This is a genomic window from Aurantiacibacter gilvus (assembly GCF_038289935.1).
Lineage (GTDB): Bacteria > Pseudomonadota > Alphaproteobacteria > Sphingomonadales > Sphingomonadaceae > Alteraurantiacibacter > Alteraurantiacibacter gilvus.
Genome location: NZ_JBBYHV010000001.1, coordinates 747,631 through 766,969 on the forward strand (window position 1 = coordinate 747,631; position 19,339 = coordinate 766,969).

Sequence of the window (19,339 nt, forward strand, 5' to 3'; positions counted from 1 at the left end):
CGATGGCTGACGCTGCCCTGCCGGACATCGCAGCGCAAGTGCGGTCGCGGTTCAGAACCGGGTATCGGGGGGATAATCTTCGAAAAAGCCGTTGTCGGCGGCAAAGTTGGTGAAGCTCATCGAGATCGAGTGATCGAGCGCCTCGACATGGTGCCACCAGCCGATGGGCAGGAACAGCGCATCGCCCGGGCCGATGGTACATTCGAGCATGGGCGGCAGGTTCGCATCGTTGGTATCCCAGTCAGCGGGCGAGCGATCGCTGAAGCAGTGCTTCGAATTCTTCATCCGGCCCACTTCCCATGACGGGACCAGGTGGCTCTTCTTGCGGCCCATGACCTGTACCAGCAGGTTGTTGGTCAGGTCATGGTGGAACGGGGTAAGCGTGCCCTTGGGTCCCATCCAGAAGAACCCGTCGCGGCCGCCGCTCTTCCGCAGGATCGAGACAGGTCCGAGGTCGTCCCACAGCTTGGCCAAAGCGACCTTGTTGTTCGTGTCGTTATAGGCGGTGATGTAGAACTGGTTGGAGCTTTCCACCCTGCGCATGGCGCTGGTGACGGTGCGGAACTGCGCGCCGCGCTTGTGGCGGTCCTTGGCCTGCTCGTAGTCGGCGGCCGAGCCGCGTTCGGCCTGCAGTTCGACCAGCGCGTCGCCCACCACGGAATCGAGGTAGTCGAGCGTCCACTTCGCCAGCGCGGGCCAGTGGTCGACCAGTCCGGTCAGCACGACGGGGCGGTTGGCGGCGTAGAACTCGTCGATGAAGCGTTGCGGTTCGATATTGGCGACCGTGGGAATGGTCAGGCCGTCAGCGCGCGTTCCAGCAAGGCGCCCCTGCAATTGCAGCGTCCAGTCGCGCTTGGCGAGCTGGCGGCGCAGGCGCTGGGCAGCGATGACCACCGGATCGGCCTCGGCCCGCTTGATCTCGTAATCGACCGCCGCAGGCGTCATGCCGCTGGCGAGCAGCCGTTCGCGGATATCCGCGCCGTCCATCACCGCCTGTGCCACGATCTGCCGCTTGTCGCTCATGCCGGGGAACCTAGCTTGCCGTGCATTACGGTGCCAAGACATTTGGCACCGCCCGCACGAAGTCCTATCTCACCGCCATGTCTCGCAGCGAAGCCGGATCCCCCAACGACCCGCGTGGTGCCGAGCGCTTCAACGAGGAGCGCGCGTCCTACACGCTGAAGGGCGCGTCGCAGCCGGACCTGCAGGCCGGCGTCAAAGCGATCCGCGAGGTGGTGAAGACGCTGAAGCCCAAGCCCGGCGTCTACCGCATGCTCGATGCGCGCGGGGACGTGCTCTACGTCGGCAAGGCGCGCAGCCTGAAGGCACGGGTGACCAACTACACCCAGCCAAAGGGGCTGACGAACCGGCTGGTGCGGATGATCAGCCAGACGCGCGCGATGGAGATCGTCACCACCAACAGCGAGGCCGACGCGCTGCTGCTGGAAGCGCAGTTCATCAAGCGATTTCGCCCGCCATACAACGTGTTATTGCGCGATGATAAGAGCTTTCCTTTCATCCTGCTGCGCGAAGGCCACGACTTCCCGCGCATCATGAAGCATCGCGGCGCGCGCAAGCACAAGGGCCAGTACTATGGCCCCTTCGCCAGCGCCGGATCGGTCAACACGACGATTAACGCGCTGCAGAAACTGTTCCTCCTAAGATCTTGCACGGACAGCTTTTTTGAGCGGCGTGATCGGCCCTGCCTGCTCTACCAGATCAAGCGTTGTTCGGCGCCTTGCGTCGGTCGCATCGACGAGGCTGGCTACGGTGAACTGCTGAAGCAGGCGAAGGACTTCCTTGGCGGCAAGTCGGGCGCAGTGCAGCAGCAGATCGAGGTGCAGATGCAGGAGGCGGCCGAAGCGCTCGACTTCGAGACTGCGGCCCTGCTGCGCGACCGCTTGCGCGCGGCGACCTTCATCCAGGGAAGCCAGGCGGTGAATGCGGACGGCGTCGGCGATGCCGACGTCTTCGCGCTCGCCAGCAAGGGCGGGCAGATCGCGGTGCAGGGCTTCTTCGTGCGCGGGGGGCAGAACTGGGGCCACCGCGCCTTCTTCCCGCGCAACACCGGCGACGTGGACGAGGCCAAGGTGCTGGCCGACGTGCTGCTGCAATTCTACGAGGAAGTGCCGCCACCTCGGCATATCCTTGTCGACCGCGAACTGCCCGAACGCGCGCTGCTGGAAGAGGCCTTCTCCGGCCTCGCCGAGCGCAAGGTGGCCATCAGCGTTCCCCAGCGCGGCGAGCGGCGCAAGCTGATGCAGCAGGCCAGCCGCAATGCCGAGGAGGCGCTTGACCGGCGGCTGGCCGAAACCGGCACCCAGGCCAAGATCATGCGCGAGCTGGCCGAATTCCTCGAGCTGCCCGACGTTCCGCAGCGCATCGAAATTTACGACAACAGCCATATCCAGGGGGCGAAGGCGGTGGGTGCCATGGTCGTGGCCGGGCCTGAAGGTTACCTCAAGAACCAGTATCGCAAGTTCAACATCAATTCGGCGCAGTCGAACGACGACTACGGCATGATGCGCGAGGTGATGGAACGGCGCTTTGCGCGCGCGATGAAGGACGATCCCGACCGCGAGCAGGCGGGTGTCTGGCCGGACCTCGTGCTGATCGACGGTGGCAAAGGGCAGATGTCTGCCGTGCGCGATACGCTGGAGGAACTGGGCATTGAGGACGTGCCGCTGATCGCCATTGCCAAGGGGCCGCACCACGGGCGCGAGGGGCGCGAGGTGTTCCACTTCCCCGACGGGCGCGAGAAGATGCTGCCCACGAATTCGCCGCTGCTGTTCTACCTCCAGCGCCTGCGTGACGAGTCGCACCGATATGTCATCGGTGCCCACCGCGCCAAGCGCAGCCGCGCCATCAGCGCCTCGCCGCTTGACGAGATCCCCGGCATTGGCCCTGCACGCAAACGTGCGCTGCTGCTGCACTTCGGCACGGCCAGCAAGGTGCGGGCTGCGGCGCTGGACGACCTCAAGCGCGTGCCGGGGGTGAGCGAAAGCGTCGCCCAGACGATCTACGATTTCTACCACGCCGGCGGTTGATTGGCGTCAATGCGCTGAAGGCGTTTTGTGTTATCTCTTTTCCAGGAAGAGGAGGAAGCCATGCGATCCTTACTAGTACACGCCGCAGAAGACGGCACTTTCGAAGCCCGCCTGCAAGTGGGCCTGGACCTCGCGCGCCGGTTCGATGCGCACCTGACCCTGCTGCAGACCATCGCCTTCGACATGGTGATTCCCACCGATCCCTTCATCGCGGTGGGCGGGGAGCTGTCGACGATTACGAAGCAGCGCGCCGAGGAGTTCCGCAAGGAAATCACCGACCGGCTCGCGAACGAGGACGTGCGCTGGGATTGGCAGGAGGAATCGGGCTACGATGGCAGTTCCATGCTCAAACATGCCTCGCTGAACGACCTCTCGCTGGTCGGCGCGCGGATCGGCGAAGGCAAGGGCAGTACAGCTTCGCCGCTGGCTGGCGTGCTCGCCATCCATTGCCGCGCGCCCGTTCTGGTGGTTCCCGGCGATTGGCACGGTATCGATGTCGATGCCCCGGCCATGGTGTGCTGGAACGGCTCGATCCAGGCCGCGCGGGCCCTGCGTGCCGCGGTTCCGTTGCTGCGCTGCGCCGAGAAGGTCCACCTCGTTTCCGTGGGTGACAAGGTTACCATCGATGCGCACGAGTTGCCCGCCAGCGCGGCGGCTGCCTACCTCGATCGCCACGGCGTCGATTGCCAGCCGGTCGAGCTGCCGCGCGGTTCGGATTCGGTCGAGGACGTGCTGCGGTCGGCCGCCAGGTCGCGCGAAGCCGGGATGATGGTGATGGGCGCCTACGGCCAGCCGCGCTTCTACGAGACGCTGTTTGGCGGAACGACGCGGACGATCCTGTCCCAACCGTCCATGCCGGTGCTGATGGCGCACTGATCCGCCCGGCTAGACGTGCCGGATCATGCCTTCCTGCGCCACGCTGGCGACCAGCGTGCCGTCGCGGGTGAAGATCTGACCGCGGCCATAGCCGCGCGCATGGCCCGCCCAGGGGCTGTCAGTGGCGTAGAGCAGCCAGTCGTCGAGCGCGAAATCTTCGTGGAACCACATGGCGTGGTCGAGGCTGGCGACGCGGATGTTGCCGGTCGGCACGCCCACCGGCTGCATGGCCGTGCCAAGCAGCTGGAAATCCGAGATATAGGCGAGGAAGGTACGCTGCATTTCCACGTCGGCGGGTAGCGGGGCGACCGTCTTGAACCACACGTGCGCCTTGGGCGGACGGGTTTCCATGTGCAGCCAGTCGCGCGGTTCGACCGAGCGGAAGTCGATCGGCTGCGGCCGTGTGATCAGCGTCTTCAGCGTGCCCTCGGGCAGCTTGTCGGCAATCTTGCGGGCCGAGACGAGATCGGGTTCCAGCTCTTCCGGTTGCGGCACATCGGGCATGTCCGGGTGCTGGTGGCCGGGGCCATCGACGGGCATCTGGAACGAAGTGACAAGGTTGAGGATCGGCTTGCCGTCCTGGCTCGCCACCACCCGTCGATTGGAGAAGCTGCGCCCGTCAAGGTCGCGCATGACGCGGTATTCGATCGGCAGGGCGTCGCTTCCGGGGCGCAGGAAATAGGCATGCAGCGAGTGGACCGCGCGGTCGGCGTCCACCGTACGGCTGGCAGCCCCCAGCGCCTGGGCAATGGCCTGACCACCAAAGACGCGGCCCGTACCATCAGACCGGCGGCGGCCCACGAAGGTGTCGTTACCGGTGGGTTCAAGATTCAGCAGCAGCACCAGGTTGGCAACGAGCTGCTCGGGCGTGGGTTCGGGCGGAGGATTGCTGGCCATTTCCTGCGGCCATGCGCGCCACGGCCTTTGCCTGTCAAGCTGGGTGCCGTGCGGACTAGCCCTTGTCGATGCCGGGAAGGCGTCGCAGGACCCGCCATGCCAGGGCCTTTGACCGGTTCTGGCGTGGCCAGCGATGCGGCGGTCTTGGCGACGTACCCAGGCGGCGCAGGAAGGCATTGAAGGCTCGCGCGTCGGCCTCGGCATAGGACCAGTCGGACCGCCAGGTGATCGACAGCGAGACTGACGGGACTGGTCCATTGCGGACATAGTGCGGCGCCATCACCGGCACGTACAACGCATCGCCCGGTCGAAGGGGGAAGTTGATTCCCTGCGCAGCGAATTCGTCCTTCCAGTCGAGTTCGCGCCCGCCGCCGGTGTGATAGGCTTCGTGATTCTCGTCGCGGGCAAAGTCGCTATTGCCGGCGGGAAAGACGGTCATCGTCTTGGTGCCCTTCAGCTGCAACAGGATGTTGTGCTCCGGATCGAAGTGGTACGGAGTCACCGCGTCGGGGCTGGAGACGAAGATGAAGCCCTGCGGTGTCAGCATGCGACCGGTGGCCCTCTCGATCACCTCGCGCAGTTCACCCAGCAATTCGTGCAGCAAGGCGGCATAGGGCGCTGAGTTCTCGATGTTCTTGAGCACGGCCCAGCTGTTGGCGCTACCGATGTTGCGGATCGTCTCGCCGATTGTCATGCCGTTGCTGCCGGGCTTGCGGTCGACGCCAATTGGCAGGTCGCCGCGGTTGTATTCGACACTGCTGGCGGGCAGCGACTCGCCAAGCGCGGCGAGGGCTTCCAGCTCGAGCAGCGGATGCTCGATCAGGTCGTGCACCAAAGTGTGCGCGCCTTCCGGATAGGTGCTGGCGAAATAGGCGCGACTGCGCGCGGGGAAAATCTGCTTTGCCCCTACCGACCTGCCGTGCAGCGTTCCGACGTGGTGACTCATGAGATGCCTCCCGCGCCATGACCCGTCTCGAAACGGGCGAGGGCAGCAAAGGCAGCGCGGCGCATGCGCCCGCCGATGCCGATGGAGTGACGCGCGATGGTGCGGCGTTCACGCCAGAGATGGTTGATCATCGGATGATCGGGTGCAGCACAGCTGTCGACCCAGTCGATCTGTTCGTGGCCCAGCATTGCCAGGTTCTCGCCTTGCAGCAGGACGCCGGGCGAGAAGCGGGCGTAGTCCTCGTCGAAGGCCGTCTTGAACGAGAAGGCACCCGGCGGACTGAGAAAATTTGCGAGCATGGCAATGGGCTTGCCGTCGAGACGCAGGGCAATGCGCTCCAGCCGTCCGCGCGCCGCGGCGCCAGCAATGGCATAGGTGAAAATCTCGTTGGTCCGCTGGTCGCTCGACAAGGCGGAACCGGCATTCCCTTTCCAGCCGCGCGCTTCCAGCTCCGTGAATTCGCGGGTCCAGCTGGCAATGTCGGTGTAGTCGTTCAGCCGTTCCACCTGCAGGTCGCCAAGTTCGGCAAGCCGGCGATGCTGGCGCCGCAGTTCCTTGCGCTTCTTCGTGGAGAGCGAGGCGGACAGATAGTCTTCGGGTGCTGCGCTGGAGGCGAGCATGGCGCGTTCCTCGCGCAAGACGGTGGCGGCGGGGCGCGAGTCTTCAGCCAGTGCATTCCGGAGGGCATCATGCAGCGCGCCAGTTTCGGGCATGTGGCTCAGGTGGAGAAACAAGGAACGGCCCTTGCGGCGGTCACAATGGGACAGCAGGGCATCCCAGAACAGCCGCTCGAATCCGCGCTGTACCAGCGGGGCGCCGAGGAAACAGTTGTGGTGCACCCAGTTGCGCAGGTGCGGCAGCGGATAGCCGTAGTAGTCGGATTCGCGGACCATCGGCAGCAGGCCGACGAGCTTTCCGTCCGCTTCCAGCGTCAGCACGTGAATCTTGTGATCGCCCGCCAGCGCGCGCAGCGATGGCAAGAGGTACCAGCTTTCGTAGAATGGGTTGGGTTCGCTGGCGCGGCGGGCAAGCGTATCCCAGGCCGTGATTGCCGTACGACGGTCGAACTCGCGCCAAGGCCGCGCCGTCATCTGAGCCGGCGGCACTGCCGGGACGTGACTGCAGGCAGACGATCCGGCGTCGATTGCGGTCAGCCGCGAAAGGGGAATCTCATACGCCAACGAAAAGGGTTAACCTCCATTCGCGGGAGTCGTCCCGCGATAGGGCCCTTTCCTAGGGGAGATGCCGACAAGGAAGCTTTAAGCGCAAAGGTTAAGAAAACCCTCCCCGGCGCGGGCCGGGGAGGGTCTTTGTTAACCCAAATCGGGTGAACGGGTGCCTGGCCTCAGGCGTGTCCGGCCAGCGCGGCGAGCAGCAGCAGCGCCACGATGTTGGTGATCTTGATCATCGGGTTCACCGCCGGACCGGCAGTGTCCTTGTAGGGATCGCCCACCGTGTCGCCGGTCACCGCGGCCTTGTGGGCTTCGGAGCCCTTGCCGCCGTGGTTGCCGTCTTCGATGTACTTCTTGGCGTTGTCCCAGGCACCGCCACCGGCAGTCATCGACAGGGCGACGAACAGGCCGCTCACGATAACGCCCAGCAGCAGGGCGCCCAGCGCCGCAAAGCCGTTGGCTTCACCGGCCACCCAGGTGATCACGAAGTAGACCACGATGGGCGCGAGCACCGGCAGCAGCGAAGGAATGATCATTTCCTTGATCGCGGCCTTGGTGACGAGGTCCACCGTACGGGCATAGTCCGGCTTCTCGGAGTAATCCATGATGCCGGGCTTTTCCTTGAACTGTGCCCGCACGTCCTTGACGACGTCACCGGCAGCGCGGCCGACGGCGGTCATGCCCATGGCTCCGAAGAGGTAGGGCAGCAGGGCGCCGAGCAGCAGGCCGACGATCACGTACGGATTCTCGAGGCTGAAGTTCACCGTCAGATCGGGGAAGAAGATCCCCAGATCGGTGGTGTAGGCAGCGAAGAGAACCAGTGCGGCGAGACCGGCTGATCCGATGGCATAGCCCTTGGTCACGGCCTTGGTCGTGTTGCCCACGGCATCGAGGAGGTCGGTCTTCTCACGCACGGAGTCGTCCAGACCAGCCATTTCGGCAATGCCGCCGGCATTGTCCGTCACCGGACCGTAGGCGTCGAGCGCGACGACCATGCCGGCCAGAGCCAACATCGCGGTCGCACCGTAAGCGAGGCCGATCAGGCCAGCCAACTGGTAGGCACCGACAATCGCAGTGATGATCGCAATGGTCGGCAGGGCGGTCGATTCCAGGCTGATGGCCAGGCCCTGGATCACGTTGGTGCCGTGGCCCGTTTCCGAAGCCTTGGCGATCGAGCGTACCGGACGGAAGTTCGTGCCGGTGTAATACTCGGTGATCCAGATGATGACGCCGGTCAGCACGAGACCGATGATCGAGCAGTAGAACAGGTCCATACCGGTGAAGGGCACCATGTCGGTGTCCGGGTTGAGCACGGTGTTCATGTCGAGCTCGACAGTGCCGAGGGCGCGCATGGTGACATACCAGATCAGCGGTACGGCCAGGACGGCGGTGACAAGGAAGCCCTTGTACATCGCGCCCATCACGTTCGTGCCGCCACCGAGGCGGACGAAGTAGGTGCCGATGATGCTGGTCAGGATGCAGGCACCGCCAATCAGCAGCGGCAGCGCCATCAGCGGCAGCAGCAGGTCGCCCACGGCGGTCAGCAGCAGGGCGGTAAGCACCATGGTGGCACCCACGGTGACGACATAGGTTTCGAACAGGTCGGCAGCCATGCCGGCACAGTCGCCCACGTTGTCGCCCACGTTGTCGGCAATCACGGCGGGGTTGCGCGGGTCATCCTCGGGGATACCGGCTTCCACCTTGCCGACGAGGTCAGCACCGACGTCAGCGGCCTTGGTGAAGATACCGCCGCCCAGACGGGCGAAGATCGAGATCAGCGAGGCACCGAAGGCCAGGGCCACCAGCGCGTCCACCACGGTGCGGCTGTTGGGTTCGTACCCCATCGGGCCGATCAGCACGTAGAAGAACACGGCAATTGCCAGCAGGGCGAGGCCTGCCACCAGCATGCCGGTGATGGCGCCCGCGCGGAAGGCCAGCGTCAGGCCCTGTTGCAGGCCCTTCATGGCTGCCGCAGCGGTGCGGACGTTGGACTTCACCGAGATGTTCATCCCGATATAGCCCGCCACGCCCGACAGGACGGCACCGATCACGAAGCCCACGGCCGAGATCGGACCGAGGAAGTATCCAACCAGCACGGCGACGACAACGCCGACCATGCCGATGGTGGTGTACTGGCGGTTTAGGTAGGCCTTGGCGCCTTCCTGGATGGCGCCGGCGATTTCCTGCATTTTCTCGTTACCGGCATCGGCACCGAGAACCTGGCGACTTGTGACAATGCCGTAGACGACGGCAAGCAGTCCCAGTCCAATAGCAATCAAGATGAGGTCCATGACCCTTTTGTCCCCTCCAAAAATGAAAACGGCCCGGTTATGCCGGGTCCGAAGGTGGCACTTGGCTAAGCAGTTTGGCTCGTCTTCACAAGGGCGAAAACGGGCGGAGCGACGGCTTTTCCCCGCGCGGCAGGCAATTCGGCCTATTCGTGGACGTATCCGAGGCCCTGCGGATTGGCGATCGGCTCGCCGTCGAGGAACAGTGGCGCAAATCCTTGCGGCTCCACCTTGCCGATGCAGGTGGCCGGGATCGGCGGATTGGCATCAGCGGGCAGGGAAAACAGCAGTTCGTAGTCATCGCCCCATTTGAGGCAGTCGAGCAGGCGGTCCGGCGCGGCAACCGGAACGGACTTGCTGTCGATGGCGAGCGAGACTTCACTGGCCCCTGCCATGCGGAAGGCGTCGAGCAGCAGGCCGTCGGATATGTCCATCATGGCAGAGACCTGCGGTGCAAGTGCTTGGCCCTCCGACAGGCGGGCGAGCGGGCGGGTGTAGGCAGTGGTACCAGCACCGGTGCCGTCCCGCAGCGCCTCGAACCCGAGCATGGCTGCTCCCAGCTTGCCGGTAATGTAGAGCGCGTCGCCGATCTGTGCGCCCGAGCGGCTGGGTACGGGAACGTGTGTGGCGCGTCCAATCGCGGTGAGGCCGAGTGCGCGCGGGCCGTCACTACTCACGGTGTCGCCGCCGAGCAGGCCGGTACCGTAGTCTGCCAGCGCATCGTGCAGGCCGGCAAGAAATCTCTCGTCACCTTCGCCGAGCACATGCCCGATCAACACGCCGAGCGGTTCTGCGCCCTTGGCGGCAAGGTCCGACAGGTTGGTGGCGACCAGCTTCCAAGCCACATCGGCCATGTCCTGACCAGGCAGCCAGTGGCGCCCCTCGACCATGGCATCATGCGTTATGACCAGCGTCTCGCCGCCGATCTCCAGCACCGCCGTATCATCCGCCAGCCCGCGCGCGCCGGGATGGAGCGGCAATTTGCGCAAGGCAGCGATGAAGTCGGTCTCGTTCAGGACCGGACGTCCTTGGCCACGGCATCGAGCACGCCGTTGACGAACTTCGCTTCGCGCTCGTCGAAGAAAGCGTGGGCGACGTCGACATATTCGGTGATCGCGGTGGCGACGGGCACGTCGGCGCGGGCCATCAGCTCGTAAATGCCGCAACGCAGGATCTGGAGCATGGTCTTGTCGAGACGTGCCAGGGTCCAGCCTTCGGCCAGCTTCGCGACCAGGGCAGCGTCAATCTCTTCCCCGCGCGCAATCACGCCGGAGACGACGTCGTCGAAGAAATCGACTTCGGCATCCTCGTAGAGGTCGTCCTCGATTTCCTTGCCCAGCCGGTGCTGGTGGAATTCGTCGAGCAGCTTGGCGGTGGCCGTGTTTTCCATGTGGCGCTGGTAAAGCGCCTGGACGGCAGCAAGGCGGGCCGCGCTGCGGGCGCGCGAACGGGGGGGCTGGTTCATGGCAATCTGACTCTTACGCTGCGCGCGTGGGCGGGCAGGCCTTCGATATCGGCGAGCGCGGCAGCGGCCGGGCCGATGGCGGCCAGCGCTTGCTCGTCAAGGGAGATGAAGCTGGTGCGCTTCATGAAATCGAGCACCGACAGCCCGCTGGAAAAGCGTGCGCGGCGACCGGTCGGCAGCACGTGGTTGGGCCCCGCGACATAGTCGCCGATGGCCTCGGGCGTGTGGCGGCCGAGGAACACGCTGCCCGCGTGGCGGATGCCGGCGAAAACGGCTTCGGGGTCGTCGAGCGCGATCTGCACGTGTTCGGCGGCGAGGCGGTTGGCGAGCGCGGGGGCCTCGGCGACGAGGTCCTCGACCACGATCACCACGCCGTGATCGTCCCAGCTGCTGGTGGCGGTGCGCTGGGTGTCGAGCTGGCTCAGCAGCACGTCGACCGCGTCCTCTACGGCGGCGGCATAGGCAGTGTCGTCAGTGATCAGGATCGACTGGCTCGACGGGTCATGTTCGGCCTGGCTCAGCAGGTCGGCAGCGATCCAGTCGGGATCGTTCTGATTGTCGGCGATGACGAGGATCTCGCTGGGGCCCGCCACCATGTCGATGCCGACCACGCCGAACAACTGCCGCTTGGCTTCGGCGACCCAGGCATTGCCCGGCCCGGTGATGACGTCGACCGGCTTGATCCGCGCCGTGCCATAGGCGAGCGCAGCGATTGCTTGCGCTCCGCCAACGCGCCAGAGCTCGTCGACACCGGCAACGTGGGCGGCGGCCAGCACCAGTTCGTTGATCTCGCCCTTGGGCGTGGGGGTGGTGACCACCAGCCGCTCGACGCCGGCAACCTTGGCGGGGATGGCGTTCATCAGCAGGCTGGACGGATAGGCCGCGCGGCCACCGGGCACGTACATGCCGGCCGCTTCCACAGCGCTCCAGCGCGCGCCAAGGCGCACGTTTTGCGCGTCGCGGTAGTCGCGGTCTTCGGGCAGCTGGCCTTCATGATAGGCGCGGATGCGCGTGGCGGCCAGTTCCAGTGCGTCCTTGGCGTCCTTGTCGAGGAAATCGTAGGCCGCCTGGCACTGGTCCTTGCCGATCCGCCAGCTCGACAGCTCTGCGGTCAGCGCATGCTTGTCAAAGCGGCTGGTGAGTTCGGCCAGCGCGTCGTCGCCCTTCTGGCGAACCTGGCCGATGATCGCGCGTACGTCGCTGGCGACATTGGCGTCGCTTTCGCGCCGGTCGTTGACGATCCGGGCGAACTTGGTTTCGAAATCGGGGTCAGAGGCGAGCAAGCGGCGCATCAGGCGGCGGTCTTCTCGCTACCGGCGCGGAAGCGCTCTACCAGGGCCGCTACGCGCGGATCGGTTTTCCAGGCGGCACGATTGACGATCAGGCGGGCGCTGACCTGCATGATCACTTCGGTCTCGACGAGGCCATTGGACTTGAGCGTGCCGCCGGTCGACACGAGGTCGACGATGCGTCCGGCAAGGCCGCATGACGGGGCAAGCTCCATCGCGCCGTTCAGCTTGATGCACTCGGCCTGGATACCCTGCGCCTCGAAGTGGCGGCTGGTGAGGCCGGGATACTTGGTGGCAACGCGCAGGTGGCTGGCATTGCCGTACTTGTATTCGACCGGCTGCTGCGGCTCTGCCACCGACAGGCGGCACTTGCCGATGCCGAGGTCGACCGGCGCGTAGAGCTCCGAATAGTCGAACTCCTCGATCACGTCCGATCCGACGATACCCGCCTGCGCCGCACCGAAGGCGACGAAGGTGGCAACGTCGAAGGCCCGCACGCGCAGGATGCGCGCTGCGCCGTCTTCGGTTGCGAAGCTGAGTGAACGGTCCATCTTGTCGTGGAAGGCGCTTTCCGGCACGAGGCCGGCATCCGCCATCACCGGCAGGGCCTCATCGAGGATGCGGCCCTTGGGTACGGCGAAGATCAGCGGCCCGAAACGGCTTTCGGCCGGGGAATTGGTGGCTGACTGGGTCATCGGCGCGCGCTGTAAGACGGACTGCACGAAAGGGCAATGCACATGGCATCGGACAAAGGGGCAGGTAGCAGCAAGACGGCGGCGATGGAGATCGAAAGCGTCCCCGAGGCGCTGGAATGGCACGCCCGCCACTGCGAACGCTCCGACGCGCCGATCACCGCCCGCGTTATCCGCAGCCTGCTGGCGGTGATGGAGACCGATACGGCCAGCGGTCGGCGCCTCGCCAATTGGCAAGGCAAGGGGATCGAGGATGCGCTTGCCCTGCGCGCGGTGGCGGGCCTGCACAGCATGCACCTGTCAGGCGAGGAACCGCGGCTGGAGCCGGTCTTTACCGGCCTGATCACCGACCAGGCGCAGGTGGATGCCATCGTGGTCGAGGCGGCCAAGACATTCGACCACCGGCTGCTGCCATGGTTCGACGGGCCACCGCAGACCAACGAGGCAGGCCGCTCGGCCAGCGTCATGGCCGCGCTGATGTGGCTGTCTGGCAAGCTGGGGCCACGCTTCGAACTGAACGAGATCGGTGCCTCTGCGGGCATCAACTCGATGATGGCGCGCTTCCACTTCGACCTGGGCGGGATATCCGCTGGCCCTTCGCTCTCCTCGATACAGATCAAGCCCGAATGGCGCGGCGATCCGCCTCCTGCCAATCCAGTGGAAATCGTGGCCGCTCGCGCTTGCGATATCTCTCCCATCGACCTGACTGACGAGAGGCAGGCGAACCGGTTGAAGGCCTACATCTGGGTCGACGCGCGCGACCGCATGACGCGGATGGATGCAGCCATCGCCATGGCCAAGCGAATGCCGCCCGATCTCGTGCGACAGGATGCGGGGGAGTTCGTGAAGGAAGTGCTCGCCGCCGAGCAGGAGGAAGGTGTCACCCGTGTGCTGTTCCACACCATCATGTGGCAGTACCTGCCAGCGGCAACCCGCACGGCGATTAAGGACATGATGGAGGAAGCCGGCGCTGCTGCCACGGTGGACAAACCTTTGGCGTGGATCAGTCTCGAAACCAACCGCGAGACCTTCAAGCACGAATGCCGTGTGCGCTACTGGCCCGATGGCGGCGAAATCATACAGCTCACCGAAGCCCATCCGCATGGCGCATGGGTGGAATGGACCGGCAACTAGCCGAGGAAGGCATCCATCGCGGCATTGACCGCATCGGGCGCTTCCCACGGCACGAAGTGGCCCGCTTCGGGTACTTCAACGAGCGTGAGATCGGTCACGACCGCGTCCAGCCCTTCGATATTGCCGGGCAGCAGGGCCTGGTCCTTCATGCCCCAGACCACCAATGTCGGGATCGCCAATGGCGGCAGCGGCATGGGCGCAAAATCGTCCGGCAGGCCGAGCGGGTCGTCAGGTGCAGGCACGACAATCGCGCTGGCGCGGTACCAGTTGAGCATGGCGAAGGCGTTGTCCGGGTTCACCCAGTGCGGGATCAGCAAGCCAATTTCTGCCGGGTCGTATTCGGGCCGGTCGTCCCAATCGAGCGCCTCGCGCAGCAGGCCGGGCAGGCCGTGCTCGCGCACCAGCGGATCGTTGGCCGGGTCTCGGAAGGCGCGCATGTACTGGCTCGCCGCGCGTTGGTCGGGGTCGGTGAACAGCAGCTTCTGGAACACGCCCGGATGCGGGGCATTGGCGATCACCGCGCAGGTGACGCGGCCATCGGCTTGCCCGAACATGGCAATCAGCCAGGCGATGGCGCCTCCCCAGTCGTGGCCGACGATGGTGAAGGGGCCGGTCTCCAGCGCTTCGGACAGCGCGAAAATGTCAGCGACCAGCTTGCCGGTCTCGTATTCGCTGACGTCCTGCGGGTGCGACGAATTGCCGTAGCCGCGCTGGTCCGGCGCAATGCAGCGGAAGCGATCCGAGAGGTGTTCGACCTGGTGCCGCCAGGTGCGGTGGTTTTCGGGAAAGCCGTGCAGGAAGATGATCGCCGGCGCGTCGCGCGGGCCGGTGTCCCAGACGTCGAGTTCGACGCCGGTGGACAGCTTGATGCGCTTTAGGTCGCTCATGTCACACCCCCTGGCTGGGGATGGCGAGCAGTTCGATGGTGAACATCAGCGTCGCGCCGCCGGGGATCGGGCCGCGACCCCGCAGGCCATAGGCCATTTCCGCTGGGATCGCGATTTCGACCGTGTCGCCCACGCCCATGTAGGGGATGGCCACCTGCCAGCCCTGGACCAGGCCGGACAGCGGGAATGTCGCTGGTTCTCCGCGTTGCACCGAGCTGTCGAACACGTTCCCGTCGGTGAAACTGCCGGTGTAGTGGATGGTGATCTGGTCGCGCACGGTCGGCGCGGGGCCGGTGCCGTCGCCTGCGATACGGCGGAACTTGATGCCGCCTTCCAGTGTGTACCAGCCGTTAGCAGCGGTGCGGGTGTGCAGGGCTGCCTGCTGGTCGTTCATCCAGGCAAGGCGCGCGGCTTCGAGTTCGGGAGAGACTTCTTCCTGCGCCATGGCGGGCATGGCGAGGCCAAGGGCGATTGCGGTGGTGAGCTGTTTGATCATGCGGGTGCGATAGCGCGACCACGCACATACGTCATCCCGGACTTGATCCGGGATCGTTCACGATCTGGCTTGAGGCCCCGGATCAGGTCCGGGGCGACGATGAGCGCTACGGATAGCTGACCGTTTTCGGCGTGCCTTCAGGGAGCGGAATGAATTCCTCCGCGTCGCCCGGCAACTTCGGGAAGCGGCCTTCGCGCCAATCTTCCTTGGCATGGTTGATCCGCTCGCGGTCCGAGCTGACGAAGTTCCACCAGACGTGCCGCTTGGTGGCAAAGGCTTCGCCGCCCAGCAGCATGACACGCCCGCCTTTGTCACTGGAAAGCTTCATCGCCGCGCCGGGCGCCAGCACGACAAGGTCGTAAAGGCCCAGCGGCTGGCCATCGATGCTCGCCTCACCGCCCACCAGCATGACGGCGCGTTCGTCCGCCTCGGCGTCGATGGGGATCGCACCGCCGGGGGCGAGCACGATCTCGGCGTAGATCGTTTCGGCATGGGTGGTGGTGGCAGCGCGCTGGCCCCACAGTTCGCCCATGATGACGCGCGTGGTGACGCAATTGTCTTCGATCAGCGGCAGGTCGCTGACGGCCTCGAAAGCCGGGTCGATCTCTTCCTGGCCGTCGGGCAGGGCGAGCCAGGTCTGCATGCCGTAAAGCTTTGGCCCCTCGGCGCGCTCGCTTTCGGGGCTGCGCTCCGAGTGTACGATGCCGCGTCCGGCGGTCATCAGGTTCACTGTGCCGGGCCGGATGGTGGAGAAGGTGCCCAGACTGTCGCGATGGTCGATCGCGCCTTCGAATAGCCAGGTCACCGTGGCAAGGTTGATGTGCGGATGCGGGCGCACGTCCATGCCGCTGCCGAGGTCGAGCTGCGCTGGTCCGAACTGGTCGACGAAGACGAAGGGTCCCACCATGCGGCATTCCCTGCTCGGCACCGCGCGACGCACGGTGAAACCGCCAAGATCGTGGCTGGTGGGAGTGACGGTCTTGATGATGTCCATGGGAACCAACTCCTATTGCTCGTCCAGCTCCTCGTAGTGCCGGAAGATGCCGTCTTCGTTGAATTCGATCCGCCGTTCGCTGGCGAGGTATTCGGCTAGGCTGTCGATCTCCGGCACGGCGCCCTGCAGCCCTTCGAGGTGCGGCCAGTGGCCCTGCATCGTCTTCATGTAGTTGGGGAACATGTAGTCTAGCCCTTCCATCACCTGGAACAGGCTGGTGTCGACATGGCTGGGCTGCTGGCCAAGGCTGAACGGCCCGCCGTTGGCGGCGATCGCGTTGTCGAAATGGATCAGGTACTTGGGGATGCGATTGGCGCGGAAATTCTGCGCGCGGTCGAAGGCGGCTTCCATCTGGTCCGCGTAGAAAAGCTCGCTGGCGATGGGATGGTGGACCGAGTGCACCTCTTCCACGAAATCCGCGATATCCATCTGCAATTGCAGCAATTGCAGGTCGATTTCCATCTCGCCCGAGCCTTGGCCCTCCTTTTCGGAGAGGTATTGCAGGATCAGCGCGGTCTGGCCGATCACCACCTCGCCATCGACGATGTAGGGCGGGGCGAAGGGGCGCATGCCTTCAAGACCGTGGATGTGCTCGACCAGCGCATCGGCATCCTGCTCGCGCGCCATGTCGGTGTAGTCGACCTCGAAGGCCTCGCAGAACAGGCGGATGAATTCTCCGCGGCCCGGAATATCCGGCCAGTACCAGAGTTCGACGCTCACGCGGCTTCACCCGGTGCAAAGCACTTCATGGCGAAGGCATGGACGCGGTTGCCGGGAATGTCGCCCAGGGCGGCGAGCACCAGGCGCTGGCGCGCGAGGCGGTTCTTGCCTTCGAACTGCGCGCTTTCGACGATCACCGTGAAATGCGATTCCCCGCTGCCGTCATCACCGGCGTGGCCGTGATGCTGCGCGCTATCGTTGATGACTTCCAGCCGGGTGGGGGACAGGGCCTCGGTAAGGAGGCATTCGATCTCTTGTGCAACTGGTCCGCTCATGCGGGCACACTTGGGGGTTCACTTCCACGGGCGCAATCCCCATTCATGTGCGTTCATGCGTAACCAGCGATTCCATGGCCGCCACGAGAGCGAAGGGAGGGTGTGTGAACACCCCACCTGCACCGAGGCCGGCGAATATCGTGCGCCAGGCACGCGCGGCAGCAGCTTTGACGGGCCGGGCGAATGGCGCTGGTTCTGCCTCGAGCACGTGCGCGAATTCAACGCGGGCTATGACTGGTTCGAAGGGATGAGCGCGGACGAAATCTATGCCGCGCAAGCTCCCGGCGCGGGCTGGGCGACCGAAAGCCCGGCTTTCCGGGCGACGGCTGGGGTCGATGGCATGCCGCGCTGGGCGGACTTCGCCGACCCGCTCGATGCTATCGGGTCGCGGGCGGCAGACATCAAGATGGCGGCAGCCGGGCGGGCCTACACCGAACACAGCCGGTTTACTCCGCACGAGCGCGAGGCACTGAGCGTGATGGGATTGGGACCGAAAACCGACCGACCGCAACTGCGCCGCCGCTATTCCGAGCTGGTGCGGCGCTATCACCCGGACCGCAACGGCGGCGACCGCACCCACGAAGCGCGGCTTCAGCGGGTGGTGGAAGCCTACCAGTTGCTGCGCCGCGCGGCGGCCTTTGCCTAAGGCTTCTGCTTGAAGGCCCACCGCAGGGTCTTGCCCATGCCGTTGGTCACCAGCCGCGAAGGAAGTGCGGACCAGCGCGGGCGTTCGAGTTCCAGCATGGTGCGGGCAAACGACGGGATCAGCTCGACGGCGGCAGTGGCGAGGAAAGGCTGCACCGCGCCCGCCGCACCATGCGTGCGGCCTTTCAGGATCAGTTGCGCCACTTCACGGGCCTCACGCGTGCTCTTCAGGTCGCCGCGCAGCTCGCGGAACACCGCCTGCGCTTCGGCCTTGGTTTCCGGCACAGGATCGGCACCCAGCCGCCGGGCGATGAGCGCGAACTGGCGGAAGTATTCGTCCTGCTCCGCCATGGGCATGGCGGGACGCACGTGGACCAGCCAAGCCTCCAGGAACATCAGCGCTTCTGTGACATGCACCCATGCCAGCACCCGCGGATCGGTGGCGGAGTAGGGCGAACCATCGGGCAGGGTGCCTTTTACCTGCGCATGGATGCGGTTGACCCTGTCAATGGCAGCGTCAGCGTCGTCACGGTGCCCATAGGTGGTCACGGCGATGAAGCGCGCGGTGCGGCGCAGGCGGCCGTGCATGTCGTGGCGAAAGTCGGAGAAATCGAGCACGCCGCGCAGGGCGTGCGGGTGGAGCATCTGCAGGAGCAGCGCCGAGACGCCGCCCACCATCATGCTCACCACGTCGGCATGGACCATGCGGATCGGCGAATCCTTGGCGAACCAGGCCTCGTCCGATGGCGGGATCGGCGCTTCTCCGCTTGCCGTGTCGTTGAAGACGGCGCGCACGCCATCGACCAGCTTGCTGCGAGCAATCTCGATGGGATCGGGGCGGGCCATGCAGCCAATGTGGTGCAGGTTCAGCCGGAAAGCGAGACCTATCCCGGCAGGCTGCCCAGGGACGCCTTGTAGGCGTCGCGCGCCTGCAATCGGGACTGGTAGGCCTGCAGGCTGTCGCGCGCGGGCATAGTGCCGAAGTTGATGCCCCAGTCGACCTGGGCGCCGACATAGACATCGGCCATGGTGAAGCGGTCGCCGCAGACGAAGTCGTGGCCGGCGAACCAGTCTTCGAGGGTGGAAACGACCCGCTCGAAGGAGCCAAAGCCCGATGTCATTTCCTGCTTCGCGTCCTCCGGTTCCCAGCCCATGGCCTTGTTGGTGACGGCAGCCTCCACCGGACCTGCCGCAAAGAACAGCCAGCGGAAATAGTCGGCCTTCTCCTCCGGCGTGGGGAGCAGTTCGGGCGCCTCCATCTCGGAAAGGTAATGGCAGATCGCCGAAGCTTCGCTCACCACCCGGTCACCGAAGTCGGCATGGTGGATGATGGTCGGCAATTTGCCCATGGGGTTCGCCGCAAGCAGGGCGTCGGGCTTGTGGTCCCACTCCACCATGGCGAGTTCAGGCTCCACACCCGCTTCGGCAAAGGCCCAGGAGGCGATCAGCGCGCGGCTCATCGGATTGAAGAAAAGTGTGTAGCTCATGGTGCGTTTCCTGCCGCTGACTTGAGGTA

20 protein-coding genes are annotated in these 19,339 nt (G+C 65.2%); 4 read left to right on the plus strand and 16 right to left on the minus strand.

The genetic code is table 11. From position 1 onward, the window contains the following. Window positions 1–51: 51 nt before the first annotated feature. On the minus strand, window positions 52–1,023 hold the full coding sequence (locus tag AAEO60_RS03655; RefSeq protein WP_341672286.1) for a cupin-like domain-containing protein: 972 nt from the start codon (window positions 1,021–1,023) through the stop codon (window positions 52–54). Between the two features lie 77 nt (window positions 1,024–1,100). On the opposite strand from AAEO60_RS03655, the gene uvrC reads away from it, so the two are divergent. Together uvrC and AAEO60_RS03665 are read left to right on the plus strand one after the other, a co-directional pair. Next, window positions 1,101–3,047, plus strand: coding sequence for an excinuclease ABC subunit UvrC (uvrC, locus tag AAEO60_RS03660; protein ID WP_341672287.1), 1,947 nt, complete (start codon window positions 1,101–1,103; stop codon window positions 3,045–3,047). Between the two features lie 60 nt (window positions 3,048–3,107). Beyond that, window positions 3,108–3,923: a universal stress protein gene (locus AAEO60_RS03665; protein ID WP_341672288.1), complete on the plus strand. Its 816-nt coding sequence runs from the start codon at window positions 3,108–3,110 to the stop codon at window positions 3,921–3,923. A gap of 9 nt (window positions 3,924–3,932) precedes the next feature. Here AAEO60_RS03665 and AAEO60_RS03670 read toward each other — a convergent pair whose 3' ends face one another. From AAEO60_RS03670 to hisG, 8 genes are all read right to left on the minus strand, one after another. Further along, a complete protein-coding gene (locus tag AAEO60_RS03670; protein ID WP_341672289.1) occupies window positions 3,933–4,820 on the minus strand; it encodes an acyl-CoA thioesterase in 888 nt (295 codons plus the stop codon). Between the two features lie 55 nt (window positions 4,821–4,875). Further along, entirely contained in the window at window positions 4,876–5,766 is an 891-nt protein-coding gene (locus AAEO60_RS03675) for a cupin-like domain-containing protein (protein WP_341672290.1), read from the minus strand. Further along, entirely contained in the window at window positions 5,763–6,857 is a 1,095-nt protein-coding gene (locus tag AAEO60_RS03680) for a GNAT family N-acetyltransferase (protein WP_341672291.1), read from the minus strand. Before AAEO60_RS03680 ends, AAEO60_RS03675 begins: the two co-directional genes overlap by 4 nt. 254 nt (window positions 6,858–7,111) lie before the next feature. Then, window positions 7,112–9,229: a sodium-translocating pyrophosphatase gene (locus AAEO60_RS03685; protein ID WP_341672292.1), complete on the minus strand. Its 2,118-nt coding sequence runs from the start codon at window positions 9,227–9,229 to the stop codon at window positions 7,112–7,114. Between the two features lie 143 nt (window positions 9,230–9,372). Next, window positions 9,373–10,242 carry a thiamine-phosphate kinase gene (thiL, locus tag AAEO60_RS03690; protein ID WP_341673538.1) on the minus strand — a complete coding sequence of 290 codons (870 nt, stop codon included), beginning with the start codon at window positions 10,240–10,242 and terminating at the stop codon, window positions 9,373–9,375. Then, complete coding sequence (gene nusB, locus AAEO60_RS03695; protein ID WP_341672293.1) at window positions 10,239–10,691, minus strand: transcription antitermination factor NusB; 453 nt, start codon at window positions 10,689–10,691, stop codon at window positions 10,239–10,241. Before nusB ends, thiL begins: the two co-directional genes overlap by 4 nt. Next, a complete protein-coding gene (gene hisD / locus AAEO60_RS03700; RefSeq protein ID WP_341672294.1) occupies window positions 10,688–11,983 on the minus strand; it encodes a histidinol dehydrogenase in 1,296 nt (431 codons plus the stop codon). The genes nusB and hisD overlap by 4 nt, the downstream gene beginning before the upstream one ends. Next, window positions 11,983–12,675 carry an ATP phosphoribosyltransferase gene (gene hisG, locus AAEO60_RS03705; protein WP_341672295.1) on the minus strand — a complete coding sequence of 231 codons (693 nt, stop codon included), beginning with the start codon at window positions 12,673–12,675 and terminating at the stop codon, window positions 11,983–11,985. The genes hisD and hisG overlap by 1 nt, the downstream gene beginning before the upstream one ends. A gap of 42 nt (window positions 12,676–12,717) precedes the next feature. On the opposite strand from hisG, the gene AAEO60_RS03710 reads away from it, so the two are divergent. Beyond that, on the plus strand, window positions 12,718–13,806 hold the full coding sequence (locus AAEO60_RS03710; protein ID WP_341672296.1) for a DUF2332 domain-containing protein: 1,089 nt from the start codon (window positions 12,718–12,720) through the stop codon (window positions 13,804–13,806). Here AAEO60_RS03710 and AAEO60_RS03715 read toward each other — a convergent pair. The 5 genes from AAEO60_RS03715 to AAEO60_RS03735 all read right to left on the minus strand — a co-directional run bounded on the left by AAEO60_RS03715 (window position 13,803) and on the right by AAEO60_RS03735 (window position 17,178). Continuing rightward, window positions 13,803–14,693 carry an alpha/beta fold hydrolase gene (locus AAEO60_RS03715; protein WP_341672297.1) on the minus strand — a complete coding sequence of 297 codons (891 nt, stop codon included), beginning with the start codon at window positions 14,691–14,693 and terminating at the stop codon, window positions 13,803–13,805. The genes AAEO60_RS03710 and AAEO60_RS03715 overlap by 4 nt on opposite strands. 1 nt (window position 14,694) lies before the next feature. Beyond that, on the minus strand, window positions 14,695–15,189 hold the full coding sequence (locus tag AAEO60_RS03720) for an FKBP-type peptidyl-prolyl cis-trans isomerase (RefSeq protein WP_341672298.1): 495 nt from the start codon (window positions 15,187–15,189) through the stop codon (window positions 14,695–14,697). A gap of 106 nt (window positions 15,190–15,295) precedes the next feature. Further along, complete coding sequence (locus AAEO60_RS03725) at window positions 15,296–16,183, minus strand: pirin family protein (RefSeq protein ID WP_341672299.1); 888 nt, start codon at window positions 16,181–16,183, stop codon at window positions 15,296–15,298. A 12-nt stretch (window positions 16,184–16,195) separates the two neighbouring features. Further along, the gene (locus AAEO60_RS03730; RefSeq protein WP_341672300.1) at window positions 16,196–16,903 is read right to left on the minus strand and encodes a glutathione S-transferase; all 708 of its coding nucleotides are present in this window, start codon (window positions 16,901–16,903) and stop codon (window positions 16,196–16,198) included. Beyond that, the gene (locus AAEO60_RS03735; protein WP_341672301.1) at window positions 16,900–17,178 is read right to left on the minus strand and encodes a BolA family protein; all 279 of its coding nucleotides are present in this window, start codon (window positions 17,176–17,178) and stop codon (window positions 16,900–16,902) included. Before AAEO60_RS03735 ends, AAEO60_RS03730 begins: the two co-directional genes overlap by 4 nt. A gap of 55 nt (window positions 17,179–17,233) precedes the next feature. On the opposite strand from AAEO60_RS03735, the gene AAEO60_RS03740 reads away from it, so the two are divergent. Next, on the plus strand, window positions 17,234–17,824 hold the full coding sequence (locus AAEO60_RS03740) for a J domain-containing protein (protein WP_341672302.1): 591 nt from the start codon (window positions 17,234–17,236) through the stop codon (window positions 17,822–17,824). On the opposite strand, the gene AAEO60_RS03745 is transcribed toward AAEO60_RS03740, so the two are convergent. Both AAEO60_RS03745 and AAEO60_RS03750 read right to left on the minus strand, forming a co-directional pair. Beyond that, the gene (locus AAEO60_RS03745) at window positions 17,821–18,669 is read right to left on the minus strand and encodes an oxygenase MpaB family protein (protein WP_341672303.1); all 849 of its coding nucleotides are present in this window, start codon (window positions 18,667–18,669) and stop codon (window positions 17,821–17,823) included. The two genes, AAEO60_RS03740 and AAEO60_RS03745, sit on opposite strands and share 4 nt — an antisense overlap. A gap of 38 nt (window positions 18,670–18,707) precedes the next feature. Next, window positions 18,708–19,310 (minus strand): glutathione S-transferase family protein, encoded by a 603-nt coding sequence (locus AAEO60_RS03750; protein WP_341672304.1) that lies wholly within the window; start codon window positions 19,308–19,310, stop codon window positions 18,708–18,710. Window positions 19,311–19,339: the final 29 nt, after the last annotated feature.

Coding starts and splice junctions, on each gene's coding strand:
- AAEO60_RS03715 (WP_341672297.1), bottom strand. CDS start 14,693: ATGAGCGACCTAAAGCGCATCAAGCTGTCCACCGGCGTCGAACTCGAC.
- AAEO60_RS03675 (WP_341672290.1), bottom strand. CDS start 5,766: ATGAGTCACCACGTCGGAACGCTGCACGGCAGGTCGGTAGGGGCAAAG.
- uvrC (WP_341672287.1), top strand. CDS start 1,101: ATGTCTCGCAGCGAAGCCGGATCCCCCAACGACCCGCGTGGTGCCGAG.
- AAEO60_RS03740 (WP_341672302.1), top strand. CDS start 17,234: ATGCGTAACCAGCGATTCCATGGCCGCCACGAGAGCGAAGGGAGGGTG.
- AAEO60_RS03750 (WP_341672304.1), bottom strand. CDS start 19,310: ATGAGCTACACACTTTTCTTCAATCCGATGAGCCGCGCGCTGATCGCC.
- AAEO60_RS03665 (WP_341672288.1), top strand. CDS start 3,108: ATGCGATCCTTACTAGTACACGCCGCAGAAGACGGCACTTTCGAAGCC.
- AAEO60_RS03745 (WP_341672303.1), bottom strand. CDS start 18,669: ATGGCCCGCCCCGATCCCATCGAGATTGCTCGCAGCAAGCTGGTCGAT.
- AAEO60_RS03720 (WP_341672298.1), bottom strand. CDS start 15,189: ATGATCAAACAGCTCACCACCGCAATCGCCCTTGGCCTCGCCATGCCC.
- AAEO60_RS03735 (WP_341672301.1), bottom strand. CDS start 17,178: ATGAGCGGACCAGTTGCACAAGAGATCGAATGCCTCCTTACCGAGGCC.
- AAEO60_RS03725 (WP_341672299.1), bottom strand. CDS start 16,183: ATGGACATCATCAAGACCGTCACTCCCACCAGCCACGATCTTGGCGGT.
- AAEO60_RS03710 (WP_341672296.1), top strand. CDS start 12,718: ATGGCATCGGACAAAGGGGCAGGTAGCAGCAAGACGGCGGCGATGGAG.
- hisG (WP_341672295.1), bottom strand. CDS start 12,675: ATGACCCAGTCAGCCACCAATTCCCCGGCCGAAAGCCGTTTCGGGCCG.
- AAEO60_RS03670 (WP_341672289.1), bottom strand. CDS start 4,820: ATGGCCAGCAATCCTCCGCCCGAACCCACGCCCGAGCAGCTCGTTGCC.
- AAEO60_RS03655 (WP_341672286.1), bottom strand. CDS start 1,023: ATGAGCGACAAGCGGCAGATCGTGGCACAGGCGGTGATGGACGGCGCG.
- nusB (WP_341672293.1), bottom strand. CDS start 10,691: ATGAACCAGCCCCCCCGTTCGCGCGCCCGCAGCGCGGCCCGCCTTGCT.
- hisD (WP_341672294.1), bottom strand. CDS start 11,983: ATGCGCCGCTTGCTCGCCTCTGACCCCGATTTCGAAACCAAGTTCGCC.
- AAEO60_RS03685 (WP_341672292.1), bottom strand. CDS start 9,229: ATGGACCTCATCTTGATTGCTATTGGACTGGGACTGCTTGCCGTCGTC.
- AAEO60_RS03680 (WP_341672291.1), bottom strand. CDS start 6,857: ATGACGGCGCGGCCTTGGCGCGAGTTCGACCGTCGTACGGCAATCACG.